Source organism: Streptomyces sp. NPDC058674, from assembly GCF_042716505.1.
In the GTDB taxonomy this organism is placed as follows: Bacteria; Actinomycetota; Actinomycetes; order Streptomycetales; family Streptomycetaceae; genus Streptomyces.
Genome location: NZ_JBHXSC010000005.1, coordinates 56,817 through 81,760 on the forward strand (window position 1 = coordinate 56,817; position 24,944 = coordinate 81,760).

Genomic DNA, 24,944 nt, shown 5'->3' on the forward strand with positions numbered 1-24,944 from the left:
ATGGGCGGGTGAGCCGTGTCGACCATCCCGAGCTGCGCCCCCGCCCGCCCTCCCCGCTGGTGGAGGCGGCGGACGAGCGGTTCGCCGCGCACGGCGTCCGGCTGATGCTCAAGCGGGACGACCTCGTGCATCCGGAGCTGCCCGGGAACAAGTGGCGCAAGCTCGCGCCGAACCTCCGGGCGGCCCTGGAGGACGGGCGGGGGGCCCTCGCCACCTTCGGCGGGGCCTACTCGAACCACCTGCGCGCCACCGCGGCCGCCGGACGGCTGCTGGGGCTGGAGACCGTCGGCGTCGTGCGCGGCGACGAGCTCGCCGGCCGGCCGCTCAACGACTCCCTCGAACGCTGCGCGGCCGACGGCATGCGGTTCCACTTCGCCTCCCGCGCCGACTACCGGCGCAAGGCCGAGCCCCGTACGCTCGCCCGGCTGCTGGAGGCGGCCGGGGCCGAGGACGCCTACGTGGTCCCGGAGGGCGGCAGCAACGCCCTCGCGCTGCACGGCTGCGCCGAGCTGGGCCGCGAGCTCCGCGGCGCAGCGGACGTGGTCGCGGTCGCCTGCGGCACCGGCGGCACCCTGGCGGGACTGGCCGCCGGACTCGCCACGGGACAGCGGGCGCTGGGCGTGCCGGTCCTGGCGGGTGGCTTCCTGGACGCGGAGATACGTTCCCTCCAGGCGCGGGCCTTCGGCGCCCCGGTCGGCGACTGGACGCTGGCCGAGGACTTCCACCACGGCGGCTACGCCCGCGTACCGGCCGCCCTGGACGCCTTCGCGGCCGATTTCGAGGACCGCCACGGCCTCCCGGTGGAGCGGATCTACGTGGCCAAGCTGCTGTGGGCCCTGACCGAGCTCACCGCCGCCGGCGCCTTCCCCCCGGGCACCGCCCTCGCCGCAGTCGTCACGGGCAGGCCGTAGGGCCGGGCCCGCCGCGCGGCTCCGCCCGCCCCCGTCCGGGGGATCAGCCCGACTCCTCGCGGTAGGCCGCGGCCTCTTCCAGGTCCAGGCGGCGCAGCAGGGCCCGCAGCATCTCGTCGTCGATCCGCCGCTGGTCGCGCAGGTCCACGAACACCTCCCGCTCGGCCTCGATCATCTCGCGGGCGAGCCGCCGGTAGACGTCGTCCGCTGATTCGCCGGTGACCGCGTTGACCTCGCCGAGCCGCTCCCACACCGCGTTGCGGCGCCGCTCCAGGACCGTGCGCAGCCGGTCGGCGAGCGGCGGCGGCAGGCTGCTGTTCGCGTCGTCCTCCAGCAGCTCCGCCAACCGCTCCTCCGCCGCCCGCGATGCCTCGCTCTGCGCCTGGGCCTCGGCCAGCGTCTCGGCGTGCAGGTCCTTCGGCGGCAGCCGCAGCAGCCGGATCAGCGGCGGCAGCGTCAGCCCCTGCACCACCAGCGTGCCGATGACGGTCGTGAAGGTCAGGAAGAGGATCAGGTTCCGGTGCGGTACGCCCATCGGCACGGAGAAGGCGATCGCCAGCGAGACCACCCCGCGCATCCCGGCCCAGCCCACCACCAGCGGCGCCTTCCAGGTGGTGTCCGGCTCCCGGGTCCGGACCCGCTCCGAGACCCACCTCGGCACGAAGGTCGCCGGGAAGACCCACAGGAAGCGGGCCGCCACCACCGCCAGGAAGACCGCGACCGCGTACCAGGCCGCCTGCAGGCCCTCGTACTCCGACAGGCCCCTGAGGACCACCGGCAGCTGGAGTCCGATCAGTGCGAAGACCACCGACTCCAGGACGAAGGCGACCACCTTCCACACCGCCTCCTCCTGGAGCCGGGTGGCGAAGTCGACCTGCCAGTTGCGGTGTCCGAGGTACAGGGCCACCACGACCACGGCGAGCACGCCCGAGGCGTGCACCCGCTCGGCCGCCGCGTACGCCACGAAGGGGATCAGCAGGGACAGCGTGTTCTGGAGCAGCGGCTCTTTCAGCCGCGTGCGCAGCTGGTGGATCGGCACCATCAGCAGCAGGCCGACGCCGACCCCGCCCACCGAGGCCAGCAGGAACTCCGCGATCCCGCCCGCCCAGCCGGCGCTCACCCCGACCGCGGCCGCGAGGGCCACCTTGTAGGCGGTGATGGCGGTGGCGTCGTTCACCAGGGACTCGCCCTGGAGGATGGTCGTGATCCGGTTGGGCAGCCCGAGCTTGCGGGCGATCGCGGTGGCGGCGACGGCGTCCGGCGGGGCGATCACCGCCCCCAGCACCAGGGCCACCGGCAGCGACAGCCCCGGCACCAGCAGGTACGTCACGTACCCCACGGCGAGCGTCGCGAAGAGGACGTACCCCACGGACAGCAGGGCGATGGGCCGGACGTTGGCCCTCAGGTCGAGGTACGAGCTGTCCACCGCGGCCGTGTGCAGCAGCGGCGGGAGCAGCAGCGGCAGGACGATGTGCGGGTCGAGGGCGTACGGCGGCACGCCCGGGACGTACGCGGCCACCAGGCCCGCGGCGACCAGCAGCAGCGGGGCGGGCACCGTGGTCCGGCGGGCGAGCCCCGCGACGACCGCACTGCCGGCGACCAGCGCCACCAGCGGCAATACCTCCATCGAAGATCCATCCTCATCCGTCGCGCGGGCACGCCCTCGTCGTACGCTGGCCATCATGAGCGAGTGCACCCACGTTGCCGAACTGCCGCGCCCCGAGCCCGCCCCGTCCGCCCCGACCTGCCCCGAATGTCTGGAGCTCGGCAGCCATCCCGTGCATCTGCGGATCTGCCTGGGCTGCGGCCACGTGGGCTGCTGCGATTCCTCCCCCCACCGGCACGCCACGGCGCACCACAAGGAGACCGGCCATCCGGTGATGCGCAGCTTCGAGCCCGGCGAGACCTGGCGATGGTGTTTTGTCGACGGTTCGATCGTCTGAGCCGGGGTAGGTCAACCCTCCGCCGGTTCCCCCGATTTGACCCCGCAGACCCCTAGCCACTGTGCGTACCCGTGGACTTACCATCAGTCACCGGCCGTGGACGGGGGTGCTCCCAGCGGGTGCCACGAGGGGTGCCGCGACACGATCGCCCGGATCGCGATAGCGTCACCGGCGAACAGAGCTCGTACCACCTTGGAGGTGAGGGTGTCCCAGATCGCAGGCGAGCCCGGGACCCAGGACTTCGTGGAAGTCCGGCTGCCCGCTGCGGGTGCCTACCTGTCGGTGCTGCGAACGGCCACGGCCGGCCTCGCGGCACGTTTGGACTTCACCCTCGACGAGATCGAGGACCTCCGCATCGCGGTGGACGAAGCCTGCGCGATCCTGCTCCAGCAGGCCGTGCCCGGCTCCGTCCTCAGCTGCGTCTTCCGGCTGATCGACGATTCGCTGGAAGTGACCGTGTCGGCGCCCACGACGGACGGACGCGCCCCCGAGCGCGATACGTTCGCGTGGACGGTCCTGTCGGCACTCGCCGGCAAGGTCGAGGCCACGGTCGAGGAGGACCGGACAGTGAGCATCAGCCTCTACAAACAGCGCGGCGCAGGACCAGGCCCGGCGTGAGCGGCGGGGAGGTCCCGGTGCGGGGCGGGGATCGGCCCCGGGTACGGCACGAGGTCGACGGCGGCATCCCGGAGCAGCAGCACGCCCGGCCGCACCCGGCCGACACCGATGCGGAAGACGGCTTTTTGGACTCGGCGGAGCGACGGGCGGGCCCTGTGAGCGACAACCAGCACGAAGAACCACAGCCATCCCGGCCACCGGAGGGCGCTGCCGCGGCCCCGGAGGCCCCGGCCGTGCCGGCACCGGTGTTCGCGGTGGCGCCGGCCCTGCCGGACCCGCGCGACCGCAGCGGCGCGCGGGCCCTGTTCATCGAGCTGCGGGCGCTGCCGGAGGGTTCGCCGCAGAAGGCGGAGCTGCGCAACCGCCTCGTGCGGATGCACCTGCCGCTCGTGGAGCACCTGGCACGGCGGTTCCGCAACCGCGGCGAACCGCTCGACGACCTGACGCAGGTCGCGACGATCGGGCTCATCAAGTCCGTGGACCGGTTCGACCCGGACCGCGGGGTCGAGTTCTCCACGTACGCCACGCCCACGGTGGTCGGCGAGATCAAGCGGCACTTCCGCGACAAGGGCTGGGCGGTGCGGGTGCCCCGGCGCCTGCAGGAGCTGCGGCTCTCCCTGACCACGGCCACCGCCGAGCTGTCGCAGCAGCACGGCCGCTCCCCGACGGTGCACGAACTGGCCGAGCGGCTGGGGATCTCCGAGGAGGAGGTGCTGGAGGGGCTGGAATCGGCCAATGCCTACAGCACGCTCTCGCTGGACGTCCCGGACACCGACGACGAGTCGCCGGCGGTCGCGGACACCCTGGGCGCGGAGGACGAGGCCCTGGAGGGCGTCGAGTACCGCGAGTCCCTCAAGCCGCTGCTGGAGGGGCTGCCGCCGAGGGAGAAGCGCATCCTGCTGCTCCGCTTCTTCGGCAACATGACGCAGTCGCAGATCGCCCAGGAGGTCGGCATCTCCCAGATGCACGTCTCCCGCCTGCTGGCCCGCACCCTGGCCCAGCTCCGCGAGAAGCTCCTCGTCGAGGAGTGACCCCGGCTCAGGGGTCCGAACGGGTCATCGGGCCTCTTCGCGGGGCCCGATCCCGAGGGCCTCGGTGGCCGTCGGGTTCACCAGCAGTACGGCGACGGCCACGGCGGCCGCCGCGAGGGCCACGGCCGCGGCGGTCATCGCGCCGCCCGCGGTGTAGAGGGTCCAGGCCACCGGCAGGGCCATCAGCTGGGTGATCAGCGCCGGCCCGCGGCTCCAGCGGCGGCCCAGCCGCAGCCCGCGGGCCGCCAGCAGCGGGAGCGCGGCGAGCGCGAGCAGGGTGATCCCGCCCGTTTCGGCCTGTTGCGGCGAGTCGGGGTCCCCGGCGATCCCCACGCACAGCATGTAGACACCGAGCCCGGCCAGTGCCAGGCCCTCCAGGGCGGTGAGCACGGCGGCGGCGGTCAGCCGGCGGGGCAGTACGCGGGCCCCGGCGGCGGACCGGGCCGCCTGCGGCTCGGCCGCGGAGCGTGCGGGGGCGGGTGCGGGGGCCTTCGAGGGCTGCTTCTTGCTCACCCCAGCAGGGTAGCCGCGCGCACCGGGGGCCCGGAGGGGACGGCCAGTAGGGTCGGCATGTGACGGGGTGGGTAGTCTGGCGCTCATGCGTGCACTTCTCGTGGCCAACCCAGCAGCGACGACGACCAGTGCGCGCACGCGTGACGTCCTGACCCACGCCCTGGCCAGCGAGATGAAGCTGGAGGCGGTGACCACCGAGTACCGGGGGCACGCGCGGGACCTGGGCCGCAGGGCCGCCGAGAGCGGCATGGACCTCGTCGTCGCCCTGGGCGGCGACGGCACGGTCAACGAGGTGGTCAACGGACTGCTGCACAACGGACCCGATCCGGACCGGCTGCCCCGGCTGGCGGTGGTCCCCGGCGGTTCGACCAACGTGTTCGCGCGGGCCCTGGGGCTGCCCAACGACGCGGTGGAGGCGACCGGCGCCCTGCTGGACGCCCTGCGCGAGCAGCGGGAGCGGACGGTGGGCCTCGGTCTGGCGGCCGGCACCCCCGGCACCGAGGACGAGTCCGTTCCGGCCCGCTGGTTCACCTTCTGCGCGGGCTTCGGCTTCGACGCGGGCGTGGTGGGGCGGGTCGAACAGCAGCGCGAGCGCGGCAAACGTTCGACCCACGCCCTGTACGTACGACAGCTGCTGCGCCAGTTCCTGGAGGAACCGCACCGGCGGCAGGGCACGGTCACCCTTGAGCGCCCCGGCGCGGATCCGGTGACGGACTTGGTGCTGTCGATAGTGTGCAACACCTCGCCCTGGACGTATCTGGGCAATCGTCCGCTGTACGCCTCGCCGGAGGCGTCGTTCGATACCGCGCTTGACGTATTGGCGCTCAACCGTTTGTCAACTCCGGCGGTCGCCCGGTACGCGACACAGCTCCTGACCTCGACACCTGAGCGGGGTCCGCACGGCAAGCACGCGGTGTCTCTGCACGATCTGACCGACTTCACCTTGCATTCCAAGGTTCCCCTCCCGTTCCAGATGGACGGAGACCACCTCGGTCTGCGCACCAGCGTTCGGTTCACAGGCGTACGCCGTGCACTGCGTGTGATTGTGTGAGTGGAAGGGCCAAAAGTCCTTTCACTCGAACGTTTACACGCTGGTCCACCCCTAGGAACTAGGGCTGTGACCTAGTAGACACCGACGAATCAAAAAAAACTTTCCGGAAGGGGTTGTATCCCCGTCCGAGGTTTGCGAATCTCTACATGGCGGTCGGGACAGCCCGCAGAACCGGCACCCGCACAGACCGCCAGAACCCCTCCACGAATCTCCAGAGCCCACCCGGGCAACCGGGCGGTCGCCCTTCCCTCACGGGGGGATTCGTGAAAGCGTTCACATTCACAAGCAACCTGCCGGTAATACAAGGAGATGGAGCAGCCATGGACTGGCGTCACAACGCCGTTTGTCGTGAGGAAGACCCGGAACTCTTCTTCCCCATCGGCAACACCGGTCCTGCGCTGCTGCAGATCGAGGAAGCCAAGGCCGTCTGCCGCCGTTGCCCCGTCATGGAGCAGTGCCTGCAGTGGGCGCTCGAGTCCGGTCAGGACTCCGGCGTCTGGGGCGGTCTCAGCGAGGACGAGCGCCGCGCGATGAAGCGCCGCGCCGCTCGCAACCGGGCGCGCAACGCCAGCGCCTGACAACGACTTTCGAGCCTCGACGCGCAGCGCGTAGTACCCGTATAAGCGCTTGGCAACGTGCTCTTGGGCCCCGGACCGGGATCCGCCCCCAGTTTTCACAGGGGGTGCCCCACGGTTCGGGGCTCAGTGCTGTCCGGGGTCGGCTCCGCGCGGAGGTACGTACGCGACCCGGGGCGTCACGCTGAGTGACGCCCGCACGGCTACTTCTGCGGGCTGGACGGTATGTCGAGCACGACCTTGGTGCCGCGCGGCTCGGCCCGGAGCATGTCGAACACGCCTCCGAGTTCGCCCTCCACGAGGGTCCGTACGATCTGGAGTCCGAGATTGCCGGCCCGCTGGGGGTCGAAACCCTCGGGCAGGCCGCAGCCGTCGTCGAGCACCGTGATCAGCAGCCGCCCGTCCGTCCGGCCGACCCCGGTGCGGGTCGCGTACACCTCCACGGTGCCGCCCTCCCCGTGAGTGAAGGCGTGCTCCAGGGCGTTCTGCAGGATCTCGGTGAGCACCATCGCCAGCGGGGTGGCGACCTCCGCGTCCAGGATTCCGAAGCGCCCGGTCCGCCGGCACTCGACCCGGCCGGGGGAGATCTCCGCGACCATCGCGATCACCCGGTCGGCGATCTCGTCGAACTCGACCCGCTCGTCCAGGTTCTGAGACAGCGTCTCGTGCACGATCGCGATCGAACCGACGCGGCGCACGGCTTCGTTGAGCGCCTCGCGGCCCTGCGGCGAATCCATCCGGCGGGACTGGAGCCGCAAGAGGGCCGCCACCGTCTGGAGGTTGTTCTTCACCCGGTGGTGGATCTCCCGGATGGTCGCGTCCTTGGTGATCAATTCACGTTCGCGACGGCGCAGTTCCGTCACGTCGCGGCACAGCACCAGGGAGCCGATGCGGGTCCCCTTCGGCTTGAGCGGGATCGCGCGCAGCTGGATGACCCCGCCGTTGCCCTCGACCTCGGTCTCCCGGGGGGCCCAGCCGCTGGCGAGTTTGACCAGGGCCTCGTCCACCGGGCCGCGCGAGGGGGCGAGTTCGGTGGTGGTGTCGCCCAGGTGCTGGCCCACGAGGTCGGAGGCGAGGCCGAGCCGGTGGTAGGCGGAGAGCGCGTTCGGGGAGGCGTAGGTCACCACGCCGTCGGCGTCGAGCCGGATCAGGCCGTCCCCGACGCGCGGGGAGGCATCCATGTCGACCTGCTGACCGGGGAACGGGAAGGAGCCCGCCGCGATCATCTGGGCCAGGTCGGAGGCGGACTGGAGGTAGGTCAGCTCCAGCCGGCTCGGTGTACGCACAGTGAGCAGGTTGGTGTTGCGTGCGATCACTCCGAGCACCCGGCCCTCGCGCCGGACGGGGATGGACTCGACGCGGACCGGCACCTCCTCGCGCCACTCCGGGTCGCCCTCGCGCACGATCCGGCCCTCGTCGAGGGCGGCGTCGAGCAGCGGGCGGCGGCCGCGCGGGATCAGGTGCCCGACCATGTCGTCCTGGTAGGAGGTGGGGCCGGTGTTCGGGCGCATCTGGGCCACGGAGACGTACCGGCTGCCGTCGAGGGTGGGCACCCACAGCACGAGGTCGGCGAAGGACAGGTCGGAGAGCAGCTGCCACTCCGAGACCAGCAGGTGGAGCCACTCCAGGTCGGTTTCACCGAGAGCGGTGTGCTGGCGTACGAGGTCGTTCATGGAGGGCACGTGGCGAGCGTACCCCGGGTACGGCCCATGACTTTCCCCACGGGAATGCGCGGGAGTACCCACGGGGCACCACGGCGGCGTACTGTTGGAGGAAGTGACGGTATTCGAGGTGCCGTCATTGGATGGACAGAAGAGAATGGTCTAGTCCACAATTGGCCGAGCCTCCGCCCTCCCCGCACAGGAGGACGGACGAGGTAAGCCGCGCGCTCTGCCCTGACCGCGCAGGCACCTCCCACCGGCCGTCGGGAACCGCACACCCGTCGGCCGTAAGTACTCCGGGCTACGGTGCCGGATGGGCTGAGGGTCCCGTCCTGCACCGTGGCCCAGAGGAACAGCGTCGCGGCCCTCGGGGCCGGACCCCGCGGGCCCGCGCCCCGCCTTCATCCCGAGTCGTCCTGTAGCCCGTCGGGGCGCCCTGTCGCCCGCCGCGCGGCTGCCGGCCTCCCCCGCACGGACTCCCCCGCACCGCCGCGCGTCCACGCCCCGCCGCCCGCTCCGGGCCCGCCCCGCCGCGCCCGCACGGGCTCCTCCCGGGGCGTACGGGCCCCCTTGCGCGGCGGTGGTGCGCCCGGCCCCCAGCAGGCCGGGACGGGGGAAACGGACCACCATGGAAAGGGGCGCGGACCCGGGCGCAGGGGGCCCGTTTCTGCTAGATTGGTCTATACCACAAGACGCTCAGACCCCTCTCAGATCGGCAGGCCCCGCGTGGAAGTTGTCATCGTCCCGGACGCCAAGGCAGGCGGCGAGCTCATCGCGGAGGCCATGGCCGCCCTGGTCCGCCGCAAGCCCGACGCCCTGCTCGGCGTGGCGACCGGCTCTACCCCGCTGCCCGTCTACGAGGCCCTCGCCGCCAAGGTGAGGGCGGGCCTGGTCGACGCCTCCCGGGCGCGGATCTGCCAGCTCGACGAGTACGTCGGCCTGCCGGCCGGCCACCCCGAGTCCTACCGGGCGGTCGTGCTCCGCGAGGTCGTCGAACCGCTCGGCCTGTCCGAGGCCTCCTTCATCGGCCCCGACGGCTCCGCCGAGGACGTCGTCGGCGCCTGCGAGGCCTACGACCTGGCCCTGGCCGCCGCCGGCGGCGTCGACCTCCAGCTGCTGGGCATCGGCACCGACGGCCACATCGGCTTCAACGAGCCCTGCTCCTCGCTGGCCTCCCGCACCCGTATCAAGACGCTGACGGAGCAGACCCGCGTGGACAACGCGCGCTTCTTCGACAACGACCTGGAGCAGGTGCCGCACCACGTCATCACCCAGGGCATCGGCACCATCCTCGACGCCCGCCACCTGGTCCTGCTGGCCACCGGCGAGGGCAAGGCCGAGGCCGTCGCGCAGACCGTCGAGGGCCCGCTGTCCGCGCTGGTCCCGGCCTCCGCGCTGCAGCTGCACCGGCACGCGACCGTCGTCGTGGACGAGGCCGCCGCCTCGAAGCTGAAGCTGGCGGACTACTTCCGCCACACCTACGCCAACAAGCCCGAGTGGCAGGGCCTGTAGGGCGCATCCCCCGCACGCACGCGAAAGGCCGGGCTCCCGTCAGGAGGGCCCGGCCTTTCGCGTACGCCCGTACCCCGGGAGCCGCCCCGCTACGCCCCGGGAGCCCGTGCGGGCTCCGCGGCCCCCGGGCACGACGGAGCCGGGCAACCCCCGTACGGGTGCCCGGCTCCGGGTCTGCGGCGGCAGGTGCTGTGGCCGGCAAGGGCCACCGGGTCGCGGCGACTAGACGCCGGCGATGACCTCCGCGGCGGCGCGGCCGCAGACGCGCGAGGCGCCGTGCGTGGCGATGTGCAGGGCCCCCCGCGGCTCGGCCCGCGGCAGGCCCATCTCGACGACCACCGTGTCGGGGCGGGCCGCGACCAGCGCGTCGAGCGCCTCGGTCATCCACGGGTGCCGGTGGGCGTCGCGGACCACCGCGACGACCGTACGGTCCCCCGCGGCCGCCAGGACGTCCCCGGCGCCGGCGCCCTGCGGGTAGACGCCCGAGGCGGTGCCCGGAAGCAGCGCGGCCAGTTCGGCGGCCACGCCCCACGGGGTCTCGTCGCCCACCGCGATGTTCGCGACGGGCGCCAGCGTGGCCACGTACGGGGCCGTCAGCGGCGCCGCGGAGCCGGTGAGAAGCAGCGCGCGGCGGGCCGCCGTCAAGCCGATGCCGGACGCGCGGCTCCCCTCCGGCCGCGCGTCCGGACGGGCGCCGCGGGTCCACTCCGCGAGCGCGCGGACCCGGGCGGCGGCGTCGGCGAGCCGCTCCTCCGGGAGGGTTCCCTCGCGTACGGCGGCCACCAGCGCGTCGCGCAGCCGGAGCACGGTCGCCTCGTCGGCCAGCCCCCCGCCCACGCAGATGGCGTCGGCGCCGGCCGCGATGGCCAGGACCGAGCCCCGCTCGATGCCGTACGTCCCGGCGATGGCGTGCATCTCCATGCCGTCGGTGACGATGAGCCCGTCGTAGCCGAGCTCCTTGCGCAGCAGCCCGGTCAGGATCTGCGGGCTGAGCGTGGCCGGGCGGGTCGGGTCCAGGGCGGGCACCAGGATGTGCGCGCTCATCACGGCCCTGGTGCCGGCCTCGATGGCCGCCTTGAAGGGCACGAGCTCGCGGGCCTGGAGGGTGTCCAGGTCCACGTCGATGCGCGGCAGGGCGTGGTGCGAGTCCACGTTGGTGTCGCCGTGGCCCGGGAAGTGCTTGGTGCACGCGGCGACGCCGGCGGCCTGGAGGCCCTCGACGTAGGCGGCGGTGTGCCGGGCGGCGAGGTGGGTGTCGGCGCCGAAGGACCGTACGCCGATCACCGGGTTGTCCGGGTTGGAGTTGACGTCCGCGGAGGGAGCCCAGTTGAGGTTGACCCCGCACTCGGCGAGGCGGCGTCCCAGCTCGTGGGCGACGGCGCGGGTCAGGTCGGTGTCGTCGACGGCGCCCAGGGCCAGGTTCCCCGGGAAGGAAGAGCCGCCGCGGACCTCCAGCCGGGTGACGTCGCCGCCCTCCTCGTCGATGGCGACCAGGACCTCGTCGCGCTCGGCGCGCAGCCGCGCGGTGAGCGCGGCGAGCTGCTCGGGCGAGGCGATGTTGCGGCCGAAGAGGCCGACGGCGGTGAGGCCTTCGGAGACCCGGCGGAGCAGCCAGGCCGGGGCGGTGGTGCCCTCGAAGCCGGGCTGGAGGACGGCGAGCGCGTCGCGGGTCACCGTATCGGTGTGGTGCGCAAGGACAGTCATGGCAGCCGTTATCCCTTCACGGCCCCGGCGGTCATGCCGCCGACGGCCTTGCGCTGGAGGAAGATGAAGATCAGCAGGACCGGGACCGCGAAGACCGAGGACGCGGCCATGGTGGCGCCCCAGTCGTTGCCGAAGGCGGTCTGGAACTGGGTCAGCCACAGCGGCAGGGTCTGCGCGGACTTGTCCTTGTTCAGGATCAGGACCATCGCGAACTCGTTCCAGGCGGTGATGAAGCCGAAGAGCGAGGTGGACATCAGGCCGGGGGCCAGCAGCGGGAAGATCACCTTGCGGAAGGCCTGGCCGCGGGTGCAGCCGTCGATCTGGGCGGCCTCCTCCAGGGTCACCGGGACGGCCGCGATGAAGCCGCGCAGGGTCCAGATGGTGAAGGGGAGGACCATCACGAAGTAGATCGCGGTGAGCAGCGCGAGGCTGTTCAGCATCTCGCTGTCGCGGGCGATCATGTACATCGCGATGACCATGACCTCCCAGGGGGCCATCTGGGCCATCATCACGGCCAGCACGAGGCCCTTGCGGCCCTTGAACCTCATCCGGGCGATGGCGAAGCTCGCGGCGAGCGCGACGAGCAGGGCCAGCAGGACGGCGCCGACGGTGACCAGGACGCTGTTCGTGACGTACGTCCAGAAGAGGTCGACGCCGGTGGCCTTGGTGAAGTTGTCCAGCGTCGGGGTGAAGACGAAGACGGGGTCCTTGGTGAGGATCTCGCTGGACGGCTTGAGGGCCGAGGAGAACATCCAGTAGACCGGGAAGACGAAGACCAGGGCCAGGAGCAGTGCGCCGGCGTTCTTGGCGACGGCTGCGGGGCGGACCGGGCGGCGGGTGCGGAGCTGCTGCGCGGGTTTCGCCGAGGGCGTCGCCGGCGCGGGCTTCGGGGCGGTGCTCGTGCTCACTGCTCCTCCTCCTGCTTCAGGATCAGGCGGAAGTAGAAGGACATGACGATCACGAGGATCAGGATCGTCAGGACGGAGATCGCGGCGGCGAGGCCGTAGTGGGCCTGGCTCTGGCCCTCGACGTAGGCGAACACCGGGAGGATCTCGGAGGCGCGGTCGGGGCCTCCCTTGTTCATCGCGTAGACCTGGGTGAAGGCCTTGAAGACCCAGATCACCTCGAGGAAGGTGGTGACGAGGAAGAACGGCTTGAGGTTCGGGAAGACGATCTTCCAGAAGGTCTGCCAGCCGTTGGCCCCGTCCATCCGGGCGGCCTCGTACAGCTCGCCGCTGACCGTGGTCAGTCCGGCGTACATGTTGAGGGCCACGAAGGGGATGGAGCCCCAGACCACCAGGATCGTGATGATCGTCAGGGTGGAGAGCCCGGACTCGAACCAGTTGTGCTGGTCGTAGCCGGCGAAGCCGGCGCTGCGCATGACCCAGTTCATGACGCCGAACTGCTCGTCGAACAGCCACTGGAAGACCTGCACGGAGGCGACGATCGGCATGGCCCAGGCCATCACCAGCGCCATCGACAGGACCAGGCGCATCCAGGTGCCGAGCCTGTTCAGCAGGATGCCGATCAGGCTGCCCAGCAGCATGATCAGCGCGACGTTCGCCAGGGTGAAGGCGAAGCTGCGGACGACGACGGTCCAGAAGGTCGAGTCGCCGAGCAGCTCGGTGTAGTTGCTCAGGCCCGCGAACGGGTACTTCCGCTGGATGAACTCGATCTTGTTGATGTCCTGGAAGGACAGGATCACGTTCTTGATCAGCGGGTACAGCAGCAGGGACGCGAGGCTGAGCACCGCGGGCCCGACCAGCAGGTAGGGCAGCCACCCCGAGGGAAGCCTCCTGCTGCCGCGAGGAGCCGTATGGCTGGGGCCGGTCGGGGCGGTGGGCACCTTCGGCCGTCCGGCGGACTTCGGTGGTGCGTCCTGTGGAGCGCTGGTCGTCGCTCCCTGGGAGTGCACGGTCATGGCTTGGCTTCCTCGCGGTTGACTGTGGAGTCAAATGCGCGACCGGGGGCGCGGCAGGCGTCTGGGCGCCTGCCGCACCCCCCGGTGCGTTCACACTGCTGGGTCCTGCGGGTACTGCCGGGCGGGACTACTTGTTGATGCGGCTCGCGATTTCCTTGTCCGCGTCCGCGCCCGCCTTGGCGGCGTCCTCACCCTTCAGGACCTTGGTCATGAACTCCTTGACGGGGTTCGGCTCGGTCTCGACGTTCGCCCAGCCGGCCGTGACCGGGGTGATCTTGCCGTTGAGGCCGGCCTTGGCCATGGCCTCGGCGAAGGAGCCCGCCGGGGCGGCGAAGTTCGCGCCGGCCTGGTTCGGGAGCAGCGCGCCCTTGGTCTCGGCGGCGTACTTGGTCATCTGGTCCTTGCCGGCGGCGAGGGCGAGCCACTCCTTGGCGAGGTCCTTGTTCTTGGAGCGCTCGGCGACCGCGAGGTTCGAGCCGCCGAGGAAGACGGTGCCGGACTTGTCGGCGGTCTTGCCCGGGATCGGGAAGTAGCCGAAGTCGGCCTCCTTGCCCGCGTCCTTCAGGGCCTTCTCGGCGCCGCCGGCCTCCCAGCCGAGACCGATCCAGGAGGCGACGCCGCCCTTGGGGACGATGTCGGTGGACTGCTGCGGGGTGGCCTCGTCCTTGTCCTTGGGCGCGGTGGAGAACGACTGGAGCTTCTTGTAGAACTCCATCGCGGAGGCGGCCTGCGGGGTGCCCAGCTGGCCCTTCCACTTGTCGCCGTCCTTGGCGGCGAGGTCGCCGCCCTCGTCCCAGATGAAGCCGGCGAGGACGTACCAGCTCTGGCCGGGGAGGTAGATCGGCTGCGAGGCGGGGTCGGAGGCCTTCAGCTTCTCCAGGCCGGCGACCCACTCGTCGCGGGTGGTCGGCGCGGTGATGCCGGCCTTCGCGTAGGCCTTCTTGTCGTAGACCACGACGCGGTTGGCGGCGTACCAGGGGGCGGAGTAGAGCTTGCCGTCGACCTCGGCCGAGGCGAGCATGCTCTTCTGCCAGGCGTCGGCGCCGAGCTTGGCCTTGTCCTTGGTCAGGTCGGCGAGGCCGCCCGTCACCGCGTAGCCGGCGGTCTGGGTGTTGCCGAGCTCGAGGACGTCCGGCGGGGTGTCCTCGGAGAGGGCCGTGGTGACCTTCTCCTGGATGCCCTTCCACTTCTGCTCTTCGACCTTGACGGTGACACCGGGGTGCTTGGCCGAGAACTCCTTGTTGACCTCGTCGATCCAGGCCTTCGGGGCGGAACCGTCCATCACCCAGACGGTGATCTCCTTCGCGCCGCCCGCGTCGGTCTTGCCCTTGTCGTCGCCGCCGCCGTTGCCGCACGCCGCGACTCCGACCATCATGCCCGCGACACTGACCGCCGCGATGAGCTTGCGCTTCACGCCACCCTCCTCAGGGATGCTGCCTGCAACTTCCCTCGCCCGCCGCGGTGACGTACCACCAAGTACTCCCGTGGGGCCGGGATCTGATCCATATTGGTTTAGACCAGCAGCTGGAGCTTGGCCTAGACCTTTAGGGGTGTCAAGGGTCTAATGAGCGGGTGCTCGGTCCGTTATCGGACCGACACCTGGGCGGAGAGAAGGCCTGTCCCCCCGCACGTGTCACGATGTGACCGCACATATCGGAGGAGCCGGTGACGGCAGCGAAACTGGAGTCGGGAAGGCGGGCGGCGATGGCCACCGAAGGGGCGATCACGGAGCCGGAAGGCGGGGCGGCCACCCGCACGGCACGTGTACCCAAGTACTACCGACTCAAGCGGCACTTGCTCGACATGACCGAGACCCTGCCGCCCGGCACGCCGGTACCGCCCGAGCGCACGCTCGCGGCCGAATTCGACACCTCCCGGACCACCGTCCGGCAGGCCCTCCAGGAGCTCGTCGTCGAGGGCCGCCTGGAGCGGATCCAGGGCAAGGGGACCTTCGTCGCCAAGCCCAAGGTCTCCCAGCCGCTCCAACTCTCCTCGTACACCGAGGACATGCGGGCGCAGGGGCTGGAACCTACCTCCCAGCTGCTGGACATCGGGTACGTGACGGCCGACGACACCCTCGCCGGACTCCTCAAGATCACGACGGGCGGGCGGGTGCTGCGCATCGAGCGGCTGCGCCTGGCCAGCGGCGAGCCGATGGCCATCGAGACCACGCACCTCTCGGCCAAGCGCTTCCCCGCACTGCGCCGCTCGCTGGTCAAGTACACCTCCCTCTACACGGCCCTCGCCGAGGTGTACGACGTGCGGCTCGCGGAGGCCGAGGAGACCATCGAGACCTCCCTCGCCACCCCGCGCGAGGCCGGCCTGCTCGGCACCGACGTCGGACTTCCGATGCTGATGCTCTCCCGGCACTCCCTGGACGCCGACGGCGAGCCGGTGGAGTGGGTGCGGTCGGTGTACCGCGGCGACCGCTACAAGTTCGTCGCCCGCCTCAAGCGACCCGCCGTCTGAGGGCGCCGCCCGAGGGGCGCCGAACGTACCGGTATACGGACGGGGTCTTACGTTCACCGGGCAATCCCCCGTAGATTCCCTGCGCTTACGCAGATGATCGACGACGGGACGAGAATCATGCCGGAACCGGAAGCAACAGGTACAGAACGGGACGTGGCGGGTCCGGGCACCCGGCCGGGCTCGCCCTCCCCCGCGTCCATCGCGGTATGGGTGCTCGTCGGACTCGTCGGCGCCCTCGGCTGGGGCGTGCTGGCCCTCTCGCGCGGCGAGGAGATCTCGGCCGCCTGGCTGCTGGCCGCCGCGCTGGGCTCGTACGCCATCGGGTACCGCTTCTACGCGCGGTTCATCGCCCGCCGCGTCCTGAAGGTGGACAAGACCCGGGCCACCCCCGCCGAACGCCTCGACAACGGTGTCGACTTCCACCCGACCGACCGGCGCGTGCTCTTCGGACACCACTTCGCCGCCGTGGCCGGCGCCGGCCCGCTGGTGGGACCCGTGCTCGCCGCGCAGATGGGCTATCTGCCGGGCACCATCTGGATCGTCGCGGGCGTCATCTTCGCGGGCGCCGTCCAGGACATGGTCACCCTCTTCTTCTCCACCCGGCGCGACGGCCGCTCGCTCGGCCAGATGGCCCGGGACGAGATCGGCCCCGTGGGCGGAGCCGCCGCCCTGGTCGCCGTGTTCGTCATCATGATCATCCTGCTGGCCGTGTTGGCCCTCGTCATCGTCAACGCCCTGGCGCACTCCCCCTGGGGCGTCTTCTCCATCGGCATGACCATCCCCATCGCCCTCTTCATGGGCTTCTACCTCCGCGTGCTGCGGCCGGGACGGGTCACCGAGGTCTCCGTCATAGGCGTCGCGCTGCTGCTGCTCGCCATCGTCGCGGGCGGCTGGGTCGCCGAGTCCTCGCTGGCCGGGACCTTCACCCTGGAGAAGGAGACGCTCGTCGTCTGGATGGTGGCGTACGGCTTCGTCGCCTCGGTACTGCCCGTCTGGATGCTGCTCGCGCCCCGCGACTACCTGTCCACCTTCATGAAGGTCGGCACGATCGCGCTGCTGGCCCTGGGCGTGGTCGTGGCGATGCCCACCCTGAAGATGCCCGCGGTCACCGACTTCGCCGCCCGTGGCGACGGCCCGGTCTTCGCCGGCTCGATGTTCCCGTTCGTCTTCATCACCATCGCGTGCGGGGCACTGTCCGGGTTCCACTCGCTGGTCGCCTCGGGGACCACCCCGAAGATGATCCAGAAGGAGACCCAGGTCCGGGTCATCGGCTACGGCGCCATGCTCACCGAGTCCTTCGTCGCCATCATGGCGATGATCGCGGCCTGCATCATCGAGCCCGGCCTGTTCTTCGCCGTGAACTCCCCCGCCGGCGTCGTCGGCACCACCGTGGAGACGGCCTCGCAGGCGGTGACGAACTTCGGCTTCGCCATCAGCCCCGAGGCCCTCGCGCAGGCCGCGAAGGACGTCGAGGAGACGAGCCTGCTGTCCCGTACGGGCGGCGCGCCGACCTTCGCGCTCGGGATGTCGGAGATCTTCTCGGCCGTCGTCGGCGGCGCCGGCATGAAGGCCTTCTGGTACCACTTCGCCATCATGTTCGAGGCACTGTTCATCCTGACCACGGTCGACGCCGGCACCCGGGTCGGACGCTTCATGCTCCAGGACACGCTCGGCAACGTGCACAAGTCCTTCAAGGACGTCAGCTGGAAGCCGGGCGTCTGGCTGGCCAGCGCCGTCGTCGTGGCCGGCTGGGGCTACTTCCTGTGGGTCGGCGTCAAGGACCCGCTGGGCGGCATTAACCAGCTCTTCCCGCTGTTCGGCATCGCGAACCAGCTGCTCGCCGCGGTCGCCCTGGCCGTCTGCACCACCCTGCTGATCAAGTCGGGACGGCTCAAGTGGGCCTGGGTGACGGGCGTACCGCTGGCGTGGGACGTGGCGGTCACCCTCACCGCGAGCTACCAGAAGATCTTCTCCGACGACGTGAAGGTCGGCTTCTTCGCCCAGCGCGAGAAGTACCAGGCCGGCATCGACGCCGACAAGGTCCTGCCGCCCGCGAAGACCATGGGCGAGATGCACACCGTGGTCACCAACGCCACGGTGGACGGCGTCCTGTCGGTGCTGTTCGCCGTGCTGATCGTGATCGTGCTGGTGGACGCGGCCCGGACCTGCCTCAAGGCGGTCTCCGACCCGGCCTCGGTGAAGCTCTCCGAGGTCCCGTGGACCGAGTCGAAGATCGTCGCGCCGGCCGGGCTGATCGCCACCGCCGAGGAGCGCGCGGAGCTCGCCGCCGCCGGTCTCGACTCGGGCGGGGGCCGCGCGAAGGACCCCGTGCGAGAGCCCGCGTGACCGGCCTGAGGCACGCGCTGGGCCGGGCCCGGTACTTCGTACGGGAGTTCTCGGGCGAGGCGGCGTACGACCGCTACGTCGCCCACGCCCGTACGCACGACCCGGACGCCCCGGTCCCGACGCGCCGGGCCTTCGAGCGCGCCCGGACGGACGCCCGCGAGGCCGACCCGCGCAACGGGTTCCGCTGCTGCTGAACCGGTGCACCTGGGCCGGTGGGCCTGGGCCGGTGGGCCTGGGCCGGTGGGCCTGGGCCGGTCGGCCCACGAGGGCCGTCACTCCCCCGCCTTCCGGCGTGAGACGTGGCGGCCCTTCTCACCGCCCCGTCGCACACTCGGAGTACGACGGCGCCGTGCTCGGCGGCGTGACCTTCGCCCCTCCCGGCAGCCCGCTGTGCGACATCGCCGGCCCGGGCGAGGCGGAGTTCCGGATGCCGGCGGTCTCCGCGGCGGCGCGCGGAGACGGCGCCGGCGAGGCCCTGGTACGGGCCTGCGCCCTCGGGGAGCGACACAACATGTGGGGGTTGCGGCAACGCACCGCCCCCACATGTATGCTCATGCCTGCTGTCGCCGCAGGGGAATCCGGTGCGAATCCGGAACTGTCCCGCAACGGTATGAAGTGCACCGATCGGTGCATCCGCAAGTCCGAGGACCTGCCGACAGCGCGCCCGGCTCGACCGAACCGGGTGCCGAACGTCCGGGCCTCGCGGTTGGGTCGGTGGACGCCATGCGGTGCACGTGCTGCCCCCTGTCCGGGCCTGCGCGTGCCCAGTCCCGCATGCGCTCCCCTCCTCCCGCCCTGCCGATGACCGGGCCGAGAGAGGGAGAGCTCCCCCCGTGACCATCGCGCCTTCCGCACCGCGCGCCGAGTCCGTTCCGTCCACGGCTCCGAATGGATCCGGCGAAGGTCCCGGGGCCGCACTGCTGCGCACCCTCACCGAACTGACGGCCGATCTGCCCGACACCGACCCCGGCCGGGTCGCCGCCTCCGCGCTGCGGGGCCGCAGCTCCGCCGCCGACGAGGCCGAGCTGCGCGGGCTGGCCACCGAGGCCGCGGCCGGGCTGATCTCCGAGGACCCGGCGTACTCCCGGCTCGCCGCCCGGCTGCTGACGCTGGCCGTGGCCGAGGAGGCCGCCGGCCAGGGGGCCACCTCGTTCTCCGCCTCCGTCGCGGTCGGCCACCGCGAGGGGCTGATCGCCGACCGCACCGCCGCGTTCGTGGCCGCCCACGCGGTCCGACTGGACGCGCTGGTCGAGCACACCCTGGCGGAGGGCGCCGACGACCGCTTCGGCTTCTTCGGCCTGCGCACCCTGCACAGCCGCTACCTGCTGCGGCACCCGATCACCCGCCGGGTCGTCGAGACCCCGCAGTTCTTCATGCTGCGCGTGGCCTGCGGCCTCGCCGAGAACGACAGCGTCCAGGCCGTCGAGGAAGTGGCCTCGCTGTACCGGCTGATGAGCCGCCTCGACTACCTGCCGTCCTCCCCCACGCTCTTCAACTCCGGCACCCGGCACCCGCAGATGTCCTCCTGCTACCTGCTGGACTCCCCGCTGGACGAGCTCGACTCGATCTACGACCGCTACCACCAGGTCGCGCGCCTGTCCAAGCACGCCGGCGGCATCGGCCTGTCGTACTCGCGCATCCGCGCCCGCGGTTCGCTGATCCGCGGCACCAACGGCCACTCCAACGGCATCGTGCCGTTCCTGAAGACCCTCGACGCCTCCGTCGCCGCGGTGAACCAGGGCGGCCGCCGCAAGGGCGCCGCCGCCGTCTACCTGGAGACCTGGCACGCGGACATCGAGGAGTTCCTGGAGCTCCGCGACAACACCGGCGAGGACCAGCGCCGCACGCACAACCTGAACCTGGCCCACTGGGTGCCGGACGAGTTCATGCGCCGCGTCAACGCCGACGCCGACTGGTCGCTGTTCTCCCCGGCCGACGTGCCCGAGCTGGTGGACCTGTGGGGCGACGACTTCGACGCCGCGTACCGCAGGGCGGAGGCGGCGGGCCTGGCCCGCAAGTCCATGCCCGCCCGCGAGCTGTACGGCCGGATGATGCGCACCCTCGCGCAGACCGGCCAGGGCTGGATGACCTTCAAGGACGCCTCCAACCGCACGGCGAACCAGACCGCCGAGCCGGGCACGGTCGTCCACTCCTCCAACCTCTGCACCGAGATCATCGAGGTCACCGACGACGGCGAGACGGCCGTCTGCAACCTCGGTTCGGTCAACCTGGGCGCCTTCGTGGTGGACGGGGGGATCGACTGGGAGCGCCTGGACGAGACCGTCCGCACCGCCGTGACCTTCCTCGACCGCGTGGTGGACATCAACTTCTACCCGACCGAGCAGGCCGGCCGCTCCAACGCCCGCTGGCGCCCGGTGGGTCTGGGAGCCATGGGCCTCCAGGACGTCTTCTTCCAGCTGAAGCTGCCCTTCGACTCCCCCGAGGCGCAGGCGCTCTCCACGAGGCTGTCCGAGCGGATCATGCTCGCCGCGTACGAGGCCTCCTGCGACCTCGCCGAGAAGAACGGCCCGCTCCCCGCCTGGGAGCAGACCCGCACCGCCCGCGGTGTGCTGCACCCGGACCACTACGAGGTGGAGCGGAACTGGCCGGAGCGCTGGGACGCGCTGCGCGCCCGGATCGCGAAGACCGGCATGCGCAACTCGTTGCTCCTGGCCATCGCGCCGACGGCGACGATCGCCTCCATCGCCGGCGTGTACGAGTGCATCGAGCCCCAGGTCTCCAACCTCTTCAAGCGCGAGACGCTGAGCGGTGAGTTCCTCCAGGTCAACGCCTACCTGGTGGCCGAGCTGAAGCGGCTCGGCGTGTGGGACGCTCAGACCCGTGAGGCGCTGCGCGAGGCCAGCGGCTCCGTCCAGGGCTTCGGGTGGATCCCGGCCGAGGTGCGCGAGCTGTACCGCACGGCGTGGGAGATCCCGCAGCGCGGCCTGATCGACATGGCGGCGGCCCGGACGCCGTACCTCGACCAGTCGCAGTCGCTGAACCTGTTCCTGGAGACGCCCACCATCGGCAAGCTCAGCTCGATGTACGCGTACGCCTGGAAGCGGGGCCTGAAGACCACGTACTACCTGCGCTCGCGCCCGGCGACGAAGATCGCCCGTGCGGCGTCCGGCTCCGCCGTCCCGGCGGCCGCCACCCCGCTCCCGCAGGCCGTCGACGCCGACGCGCTGGCCTGCTCCCTTGAGAACCCCGAGTCCTGCGAGGCCTGCCAGTGATGAGCACCGACGACACCAAGAACCTCCTGGACCCGGGCTTCGAGCTGACGCTCCGCCCCATGCGCTACCCGGACTTCTACGAGCGCTACCGGGACGCGATCAAGAACACGTGGACGGTGGAGGAGGTCGACCTCCACTCGGACGTCGCCGACCTCGCCAAGCTGACGCCCTCCGAGCAGCACATGATCGGCCGGCTGGTCGCGTTCTTCGCGACGGGCGACTCGATCGTCTCGAACAACCTGGTGCTGACGCTCTACAAGCACATCAACTCCCCGGAGGCGCGCCTGTACCTGTCGCGCCAGCTGTTCGAGGAGGCCGTGCACGTCCAGTTCTACCTGACGCTGCTCGACACCTACCTGCCGAACCCGGACGACCGGGCCGCCGCGTTCGACGCAGTCGAGGAGATCCCCTCGATCCGCGAGAAGGCGCAGTTCTGCTTCAAGTGGATGGACTCGGTCGAGAAGATCGACCGGCTGGAGACGGCCGCGGACCGGCGCCGCTTCCTGCTGAACCTGATCTGCTTCGCCGCGTGCATCGAGGGCCTGTTCTTCTACGGCGCCTTCGCCTACGTCTACTGGTTCCGCTCGCGCGGCCTGCTGCACGGCCTGGCCACCGGCACCAACTGGGTGTTCCGTGACGAGACCATGCACATGAACTTCGCCTTCGAGGTCGTGGACACGGTCCGCAAGGAGGAGCCGGAGCTCTTCGACGACGCCCTCCGGCAGCAGGTCACCGACATGCTGAAGGAGGCCGTGGAGGCGGAGCTGCAGTTCGGCCGGGACCTGTGCGGCGACGGCCTGCCGGGCATGAACACCGAGTCGATGCGCGAGTACCTGGAGTGCGTCGCGGACCAGCGCCTGGTCCGGCTGGGCTTCCCGCCGGTGTACGGCTCGCAGAACCCGTTCTCCTTCATGGAGCTCCAGGGCGTCCAGGAGCTGACGAACTTCTTCGAGCGGCGCCCGTCGGCCTACCAGGTCGCGGTCGAGGGCACGGTCGACCTGGACGAGGACTTCTAGTCCGGTCGTCAGGCCGGTCCGGCCGGGTGCGGTACGGGCTTTCGGCGGCGGACCGCACGGGCGCCCGCGGGTGCCTGCGGGTGCGCCGCGGGCTCCCGCCGGGCGGCCGCCGCCGCGAGCTCCCGGTCGGTGCGCCGGTCGCGCAGGGCTCCGTGGAGGGCGGGGCCGGCGAGCAGGGCGGCGACCGCCAGGACGGTCAGGTAGTCGAGGAACGTGTTCATGGCTCCACTCTCGCGAGTGGCAGCCGGACCGGACAGTGGCAGGACTGTCATGGAAGTGCGAATTACTGCCACACTGGGTCCATGCTGAACAACGTGGCCGTGGCCGTGGTCAACGGCGTCGCCCCTTTCGAGATGGGCATCTTCTGCGAGGTCTTCGGCATCGACCGGAGCGCCTCGGGGCTGCCCGTCTACGACTTCGCCGTCTGCGCGATGGAGGACAACCCCCTCACCGCCGGCGACGGCCACTACGGCCTGACCCTCCCCCACGGGCCCGACCGGCTGGAGGAGGCGGACCTGATCTGCCTGCCCGCCGACCGCGACGCCCCCAGCCGCGACTATCCCGAACCGCTGCTGGCCGCCCTGCACCGGGCCGTGGACCGCGGGGCGCGGCTGCTGAGCGTGTGCAGCGGCGCCTTCATGCTGGGGTCGGCCGGACTGCTCGACGGCCGGCGCTGCACCACCCACTGGATGCACGCCCCGGCCCTGGCCCGCCGGTTCCCGCGGGCGACGGTCGACCCGGACGTGCTCTACGTGGAGGACGGCCCGGTGATCACCTCGGCCGGCACCGCCTCCGGGATCGACGCGTGCCTGCACGTCGTACGGCAGGAGCAGGGCGCGGAGGTCGCCAACACCATCGCGCGCCGGATGGTCGTGCCCCCGCACCGGGACGGCGGACAGGCCCAGTACATCCGGCGGCCGCTGCCCCGCACCGCGTGCGACACGGTGGGCGAGGTGATCGGGTGGATGGCCCGGCACCTGGCGGAGGAGATCACCGTCGAGCAGCTCGCGGAGCGCGCGCACATGTCCCCGCGCACCTTCGCCCGCCGCTTCCTCCAGGAGACCGGCACCACCCCGTACCAGTGGGTGCTGCGCCAGCGGGTGCTGCTGGCACAGGAGCTGCTGGAGTCCACCGACGAGACCGTCGACGCGATCGCCGGGCGCTGCGGCTTCGGCAACGCGGCCGCGCTGCGCCACCACTTCCTGCGGGCCCTGGGAACCACCCCGAACGCCTTCCGGCGCACGTTCAGGGGGCCCCGGGCGGCGGCCTGAGCCGTCGGCGCCGCCGTCCGCCGCTCCGGGGTGACCGATATGCGATGGCCGAAACCCCTGGCACACTTGACCCAAACCTACCCCACGGGTATCCGTGCGATGACGTACGGTGAGCACGCCTGGCCCGTCGCGCCCGCACAGCGCCGGACCCTCGCACCTCTCACCAAGCCCAGGGGGGCCTGCATGTCCCGTACCGTTCGCATCCTCACCGCCGCCGCGTTCGCCGCGCTGCTCGTCGGTGGTGCGGCCGCCACCGCCTCCGCGGACAGCGGATGGGGCTTCGCTCCCGCCGCCGACAGCGGCTGGGGCTCGGCCCCGGCAGACAGCGGCTGGGGCTCCGCTCCGGCCGACAGCGGATGGGGCTCCGTCCGGAAGTAGTCCGGACACGACGTGCGGCGGGGCCCCGCACCGGGATCTCGGTGCGGGGCCCCGCCGCTGCCGCGCTCGTGCGCCGCGGCTACGCGTTGGGCACGGTCTCGTAGCGCGGGGTGCCCTCTTCCATCTGCCGCAGGGCGTCCTTGCGGTCCCGCTTGGAGAGCCGGTCGATGTACAGGTACCCGTACAGGTGGTCGGTCTCGTGCTGCAGGCAGCGCGCGAAGTAGCCGGTGCCGCGGACCTTGATCGGGTTGCCCTGCGCGTCCTGGCCGGTCACCTCGGCATAGTCCGGGCGGGCCAGCGAGGCGTACGCCGTCGGGACCGACAGGCACCCCTCGTTCGAGTCGTCGAGGATGCGCGCGGAGGCCGGCAGCTCCACGAGCTTCGGGTTGACCACGACGCCGGTGTGCCGGTTGCCGTCGTCGTCCGGGCAGTCGTAGACGAAGACCTTCGCGTCGACACCGATCTGGTTCGCGGCCAGGCCCACGCCCTCGGCGGCCTTCTGGCTGGCGAACATGTCGTCGATCAGCTGCGCCAGCTCGTCCCCGAACTCGGTGACGTCCTTGCACTCGCGGTGCAGGACCGGGTTGCCGACCACGGTGATCGGGCGGGCGGTGCCGCGCTCGCGGTGGGCGAGCTCGCGCGCCGCACAGTCCTCGGTGTCCACGACGTACCCGCCGTCGGCCACCTCGGTCCCGCTCTCGGCCCCGACCTCGACAACCTCGTTCTCCTGCTGCGCCATGTCCGCCGTACGCCTTCCCTCAAGTCACCAAGTCACCACGTCACCGGGTCGC

Annotated in this window: 23 protein-coding genes, 1 pseudogene and 1 riboswitch; of the genes and pseudogenes, 15 read left to right on the forward strand and 9 right to left on the reverse strand. The window is 71.4% G+C overall.

Annotated elements, in window-relative coordinates; genetic code table 11:
• Positions 1-8 precede the first annotated feature (8 nt).
• Complete coding sequence (locus ACFWU6_RS04325) at positions 9-911, forward strand: 1-aminocyclopropane-1-carboxylate deaminase/D-cysteine desulfhydrase (protein WP_383808804.1); 903 nt, start codon at positions 9-11, stop codon at positions 909-911.
• Positions 912-954: 43 nt separating this feature from the next.
• Here ACFWU6_RS04325 and ACFWU6_RS04330 read toward each other — a convergent pair whose 3' ends face one another.
• Positions 955-2,538, reverse strand: a complete 1,584-nt coding sequence (locus tag ACFWU6_RS04330) for a Na+/H+ antiporter (RefSeq protein ID WP_383808806.1) — start codon at positions 2,536-2,538, stop codon at positions 955-957.
• A gap of 55 nt (positions 2,539-2,593) precedes the next feature.
• On the opposite strand from ACFWU6_RS04330, the gene ACFWU6_RS04335 reads away from it, so the two are divergent.
• From ACFWU6_RS04335 to ACFWU6_RS04345, 3 genes are all read left to right on the forward strand, one after another.
• A complete protein-coding gene (locus tag ACFWU6_RS04335) occupies positions 2,594-2,854 on the forward strand; it encodes a UBP-type zinc finger domain-containing protein (protein ID WP_383978348.1) in 261 nt (86 codons plus the stop codon).
• Between the two features lie 204 nt (positions 2,855-3,058).
• Positions 3,059-3,472: an anti-sigma regulatory factor gene (locus tag ACFWU6_RS04340; protein WP_383808812.1), complete on the forward strand. Its 414-nt coding sequence runs from the start codon at positions 3,059-3,061 to the stop codon at positions 3,470-3,472.
• Positions 3,469-4,503, forward strand: coding sequence for an RNA polymerase sigma factor SigF (locus ACFWU6_RS04345; RefSeq protein WP_383808815.1), 1,035 nt, complete (start codon positions 3,469-3,471; stop codon positions 4,501-4,503). The genes ACFWU6_RS04340 and ACFWU6_RS04345 overlap by 4 nt, the downstream gene beginning before the upstream one ends.
• Positions 4,504-4,527: 24 nt before the next feature.
• Here ACFWU6_RS04345 and ACFWU6_RS04350 read toward each other — a convergent pair whose 3' ends face one another.
• Positions 4,528-5,016, reverse strand: coding sequence for a hypothetical protein (locus ACFWU6_RS04350; RefSeq protein ID WP_383978351.1), 489 nt, complete (start codon positions 5,014-5,016; stop codon positions 4,528-4,530).
• 85 nt (positions 5,017-5,101) lie between these two features.
• On the opposite strand from ACFWU6_RS04350, the gene ACFWU6_RS04355 reads away from it, so the two are divergent.
• Positions 5,102-6,067: a diacylglycerol/lipid kinase family protein gene (locus tag ACFWU6_RS04355; protein ID WP_383808821.1), complete on the forward strand. Its 966-nt coding sequence runs from the start codon at positions 5,102-5,104 to the stop codon at positions 6,065-6,067.
• 320 nt (positions 6,068-6,387) lie between these two features.
• Positions 6,388-6,645: a WhiB family transcriptional regulator gene (locus tag ACFWU6_RS04360; protein ID WP_003953983.1), complete on the forward strand. Its 258-nt coding sequence runs from the start codon at positions 6,388-6,390 to the stop codon at positions 6,643-6,645.
• 200 nt (positions 6,646-6,845) lie between these two features.
• Here the strand turns inward: ACFWU6_RS04360 and ACFWU6_RS04365 are convergent, their stop codons facing one another.
• The gene (locus ACFWU6_RS04365; RefSeq protein WP_383808859.1) at positions 6,846-8,315 is read right to left on the reverse strand and encodes a sensor histidine kinase; all 1,470 of its coding nucleotides are present in this window, start codon (positions 8,313-8,315) and stop codon (positions 6,846-6,848) included.
• 714 nt (positions 8,316-9,029) lie between these two features.
• On the opposite strand from ACFWU6_RS04365, the gene nagB reads away from it, so the two are divergent.
• Complete coding sequence (gene nagB / locus ACFWU6_RS04370; RefSeq protein ID WP_383808824.1) at positions 9,030-9,815, forward strand: glucosamine-6-phosphate deaminase; 786 nt, start codon at positions 9,030-9,032, stop codon at positions 9,813-9,815.
• A gap of 222 nt (positions 9,816-10,037) precedes the next feature.
• On the opposite strand, the gene ACFWU6_RS04375 is transcribed toward nagB, so the two are convergent.
• From ACFWU6_RS04375 to ACFWU6_RS04390, 4 genes are all read right to left on the reverse strand, one after another.
• Complete coding sequence (locus ACFWU6_RS04375; RefSeq protein WP_383808827.1) at positions 10,038-11,519, reverse strand: glycoside hydrolase family 3 protein; 1,482 nt, start codon at positions 11,517-11,519, stop codon at positions 10,038-10,040.
• An 8-nt stretch (positions 11,520-11,527) separates the two neighbouring features.
• A complete protein-coding gene (locus ACFWU6_RS04380; protein WP_383978515.1) occupies positions 11,528-12,310 on the reverse strand; it encodes a carbohydrate ABC transporter permease in 783 nt (260 codons plus the stop codon).
• 113 nt (positions 12,311-12,423) lie between these two features.
• On the reverse strand, positions 12,424-13,440 hold the full coding sequence (locus ACFWU6_RS04385; RefSeq protein ID WP_383978354.1) for a carbohydrate ABC transporter permease: 1,017 nt from the start codon (positions 13,438-13,440) through the stop codon (positions 12,424-12,426).
• A 127-nt stretch (positions 13,441-13,567) separates the two neighbouring features.
• Positions 13,568-14,854 (reverse strand): extracellular solute-binding protein, encoded by a 1,287-nt coding sequence (locus tag ACFWU6_RS04390; RefSeq protein WP_383808833.1) that lies wholly within the window; start codon positions 14,852-14,854, stop codon positions 13,568-13,570.
• Positions 14,855-15,144: 290 nt separating this feature from the next.
• Here ACFWU6_RS04390 and ACFWU6_RS04395 point away from each other — a divergent pair, with 290 nt between their 5' ends.
• From ACFWU6_RS04395 to ACFWU6_RS04420, 6 genes and pseudogenes are all read left to right on the forward strand, one after another.
• On the forward strand, positions 15,145-15,909 hold the full coding sequence (locus tag ACFWU6_RS04395; RefSeq protein ID WP_150521865.1) for a GntR family transcriptional regulator: 765 nt from the start codon (positions 15,145-15,147) through the stop codon (positions 15,907-15,909).
• Positions 15,910-16,002: 93 nt separating this feature from the next.
• Positions 16,003-18,255, forward strand: a complete 2,253-nt coding sequence (locus ACFWU6_RS04400; RefSeq protein ID WP_383808835.1) for a carbon starvation CstA family protein — start codon at positions 16,003-16,005, stop codon at positions 18,253-18,255.
• On the forward strand, positions 18,252-18,449 hold the full coding sequence (locus tag ACFWU6_RS04405; protein WP_383808838.1) for a YbdD/YjiX family protein: 198 nt from the start codon (positions 18,252-18,254) through the stop codon (positions 18,447-18,449). Before ACFWU6_RS04400 ends, ACFWU6_RS04405 begins: the two co-directional genes overlap by 4 nt.
• A 146-nt stretch (positions 18,450-18,595) precedes the next feature.
• Positions 18,596-18,748 (forward strand): annotated as a pseudogene (locus ACFWU6_RS04410) (GNAT family N-acetyltransferase); the annotation flags it as partial.
• A 47-nt stretch (positions 18,749-18,795) separates the two neighbouring features.
• A riboswitch (cobalamin riboswitch) is annotated at positions 18,796-18,927 on the forward strand.
• Positions 18,928-19,088: 161 nt separating this feature from the next.
• Positions 19,089-21,488: a ribonucleoside-diphosphate reductase subunit alpha gene (locus ACFWU6_RS04415; protein WP_383978357.1), complete on the forward strand. Its 2,400-nt coding sequence runs from the start codon at positions 19,089-19,091 to the stop codon at positions 21,486-21,488.
• Entirely contained in the window at positions 21,488-22,504 is a 1,017-nt protein-coding gene (locus ACFWU6_RS04420; RefSeq protein WP_383808845.1) for a ribonucleotide-diphosphate reductase subunit beta, read from the forward strand. Before ACFWU6_RS04415 ends, ACFWU6_RS04420 begins: the two co-directional genes overlap by 1 nt.
• An 8-nt stretch (positions 22,505-22,512) precedes the next feature.
• Here ACFWU6_RS04420 and ACFWU6_RS04425 read toward each other — a convergent pair whose 3' ends face one another.
• Positions 22,513-22,725: a hypothetical protein gene (locus ACFWU6_RS04425; RefSeq protein ID WP_383808848.1), complete on the reverse strand. Its 213-nt coding sequence runs from the start codon at positions 22,723-22,725 to the stop codon at positions 22,513-22,515.
• Between the two features lie 81 nt (positions 22,726-22,806).
• Between ACFWU6_RS04425 and ACFWU6_RS04430 the strand changes: the two genes are divergently transcribed.
• Both ACFWU6_RS04430 and ACFWU6_RS04435 read left to right on the forward strand, forming a co-directional pair.
• Positions 22,807-23,775 carry a helix-turn-helix domain-containing protein gene (locus ACFWU6_RS04430; RefSeq protein ID WP_383808851.1) on the forward strand — a complete coding sequence of 323 codons (969 nt, stop codon included), beginning with the start codon at positions 22,807-22,809 and terminating at the stop codon, positions 23,773-23,775.
• A gap of 183 nt (positions 23,776-23,958) precedes the next feature.
• Positions 23,959-24,153, forward strand: a complete 195-nt coding sequence (locus ACFWU6_RS04435; RefSeq protein ID WP_383808854.1) for a hypothetical protein — start codon at positions 23,959-23,961, stop codon at positions 24,151-24,153.
• Between the two features lie 79 nt (positions 24,154-24,232).
• Here ACFWU6_RS04435 and def read toward each other — a convergent pair whose 3' ends face one another.
• Entirely contained in the window at positions 24,233-24,892 is a 660-nt protein-coding gene (gene def, locus ACFWU6_RS04440) for a peptide deformylase (protein ID WP_383813211.1), read from the reverse strand.
• Between the last annotated feature and the right edge of the window lie 52 nt (positions 24,893-24,944).

Excerpts from the sequence above, each read along its gene's own strand:
- ACFWU6_RS04330 (WP_383808806.1), bottom strand. The coding sequence starts at position 2,538 with ATGGAGGTATTGCCGCTGGTGGCGCTGGTCGCCGGCAGTGCGGTCGTC.
- ACFWU6_RS04335 (WP_383978348.1), top strand. The coding sequence starts at position 2,594 with ATGAGCGAGTGCACCCACGTTGCCGAACTGCCGCGCCCCGAGCCCGCC.
- ACFWU6_RS04355 (WP_383808821.1), top strand. The coding sequence starts at position 5,102 with ATGCGTGCACTTCTCGTGGCCAACCCAGCAGCGACGACGACCAGTGCG.
- ACFWU6_RS04360 (WP_003953983.1), top strand. The coding sequence starts at position 6,388 with ATGGACTGGCGTCACAACGCCGTTTGTCGTGAGGAAGACCCGGAACTC.
- ACFWU6_RS04365 (WP_383808859.1), bottom strand. The coding sequence starts at position 8,315 with ATGAACGACCTCGTACGCCAGCACACCGCTCTCGGTGAAACCGACCTG.
- ACFWU6_RS04375 (WP_383808827.1), bottom strand. The coding sequence starts at position 11,519 with ATGACTGTCCTTGCGCACCACACCGATACGGTGACCCGCGACGCGCTC.
- ACFWU6_RS04385 (WP_383978354.1), bottom strand. The coding sequence starts at position 13,440 with ATGACCGTGCACTCCCAGGGAGCGACGACCAGCGCTCCACAGGACGCA.
- ACFWU6_RS04395 (WP_150521865.1), top strand. The coding sequence starts at position 15,145 with ATGGCCACCGAAGGGGCGATCACGGAGCCGGAAGGCGGGGCGGCCACC.
- ACFWU6_RS04400 (WP_383808835.1), top strand. The coding sequence starts at position 16,003 with ATGATCGACGACGGGACGAGAATCATGCCGGAACCGGAAGCAACAGGT.
- ACFWU6_RS04420 (WP_383808845.1), top strand. The coding sequence starts at position 21,488 with ATGAGCACCGACGACACCAAGAACCTCCTGGACCCGGGCTTCGAGCTG.
- ACFWU6_RS04425 (WP_383808848.1), bottom strand. The coding sequence starts at position 22,725 with ATGAACACGTTCCTCGACTACCTGACCGTCCTGGCGGTCGCCGCCCTG.
- ACFWU6_RS04430 (WP_383808851.1), top strand. The coding sequence starts at position 22,807 with ATGCTGAACAACGTGGCCGTGGCCGTGGTCAACGGCGTCGCCCCTTTC.
- ACFWU6_RS04435 (WP_383808854.1), top strand. The coding sequence starts at position 23,959 with ATGTCCCGTACCGTTCGCATCCTCACCGCCGCCGCGTTCGCCGCGCTG.
- def (WP_383813211.1), bottom strand. The coding sequence starts at position 24,892 with ATGGCGCAGCAGGAGAACGAGGTTGTCGAGGTCGGGGCCGAGAGCGGG.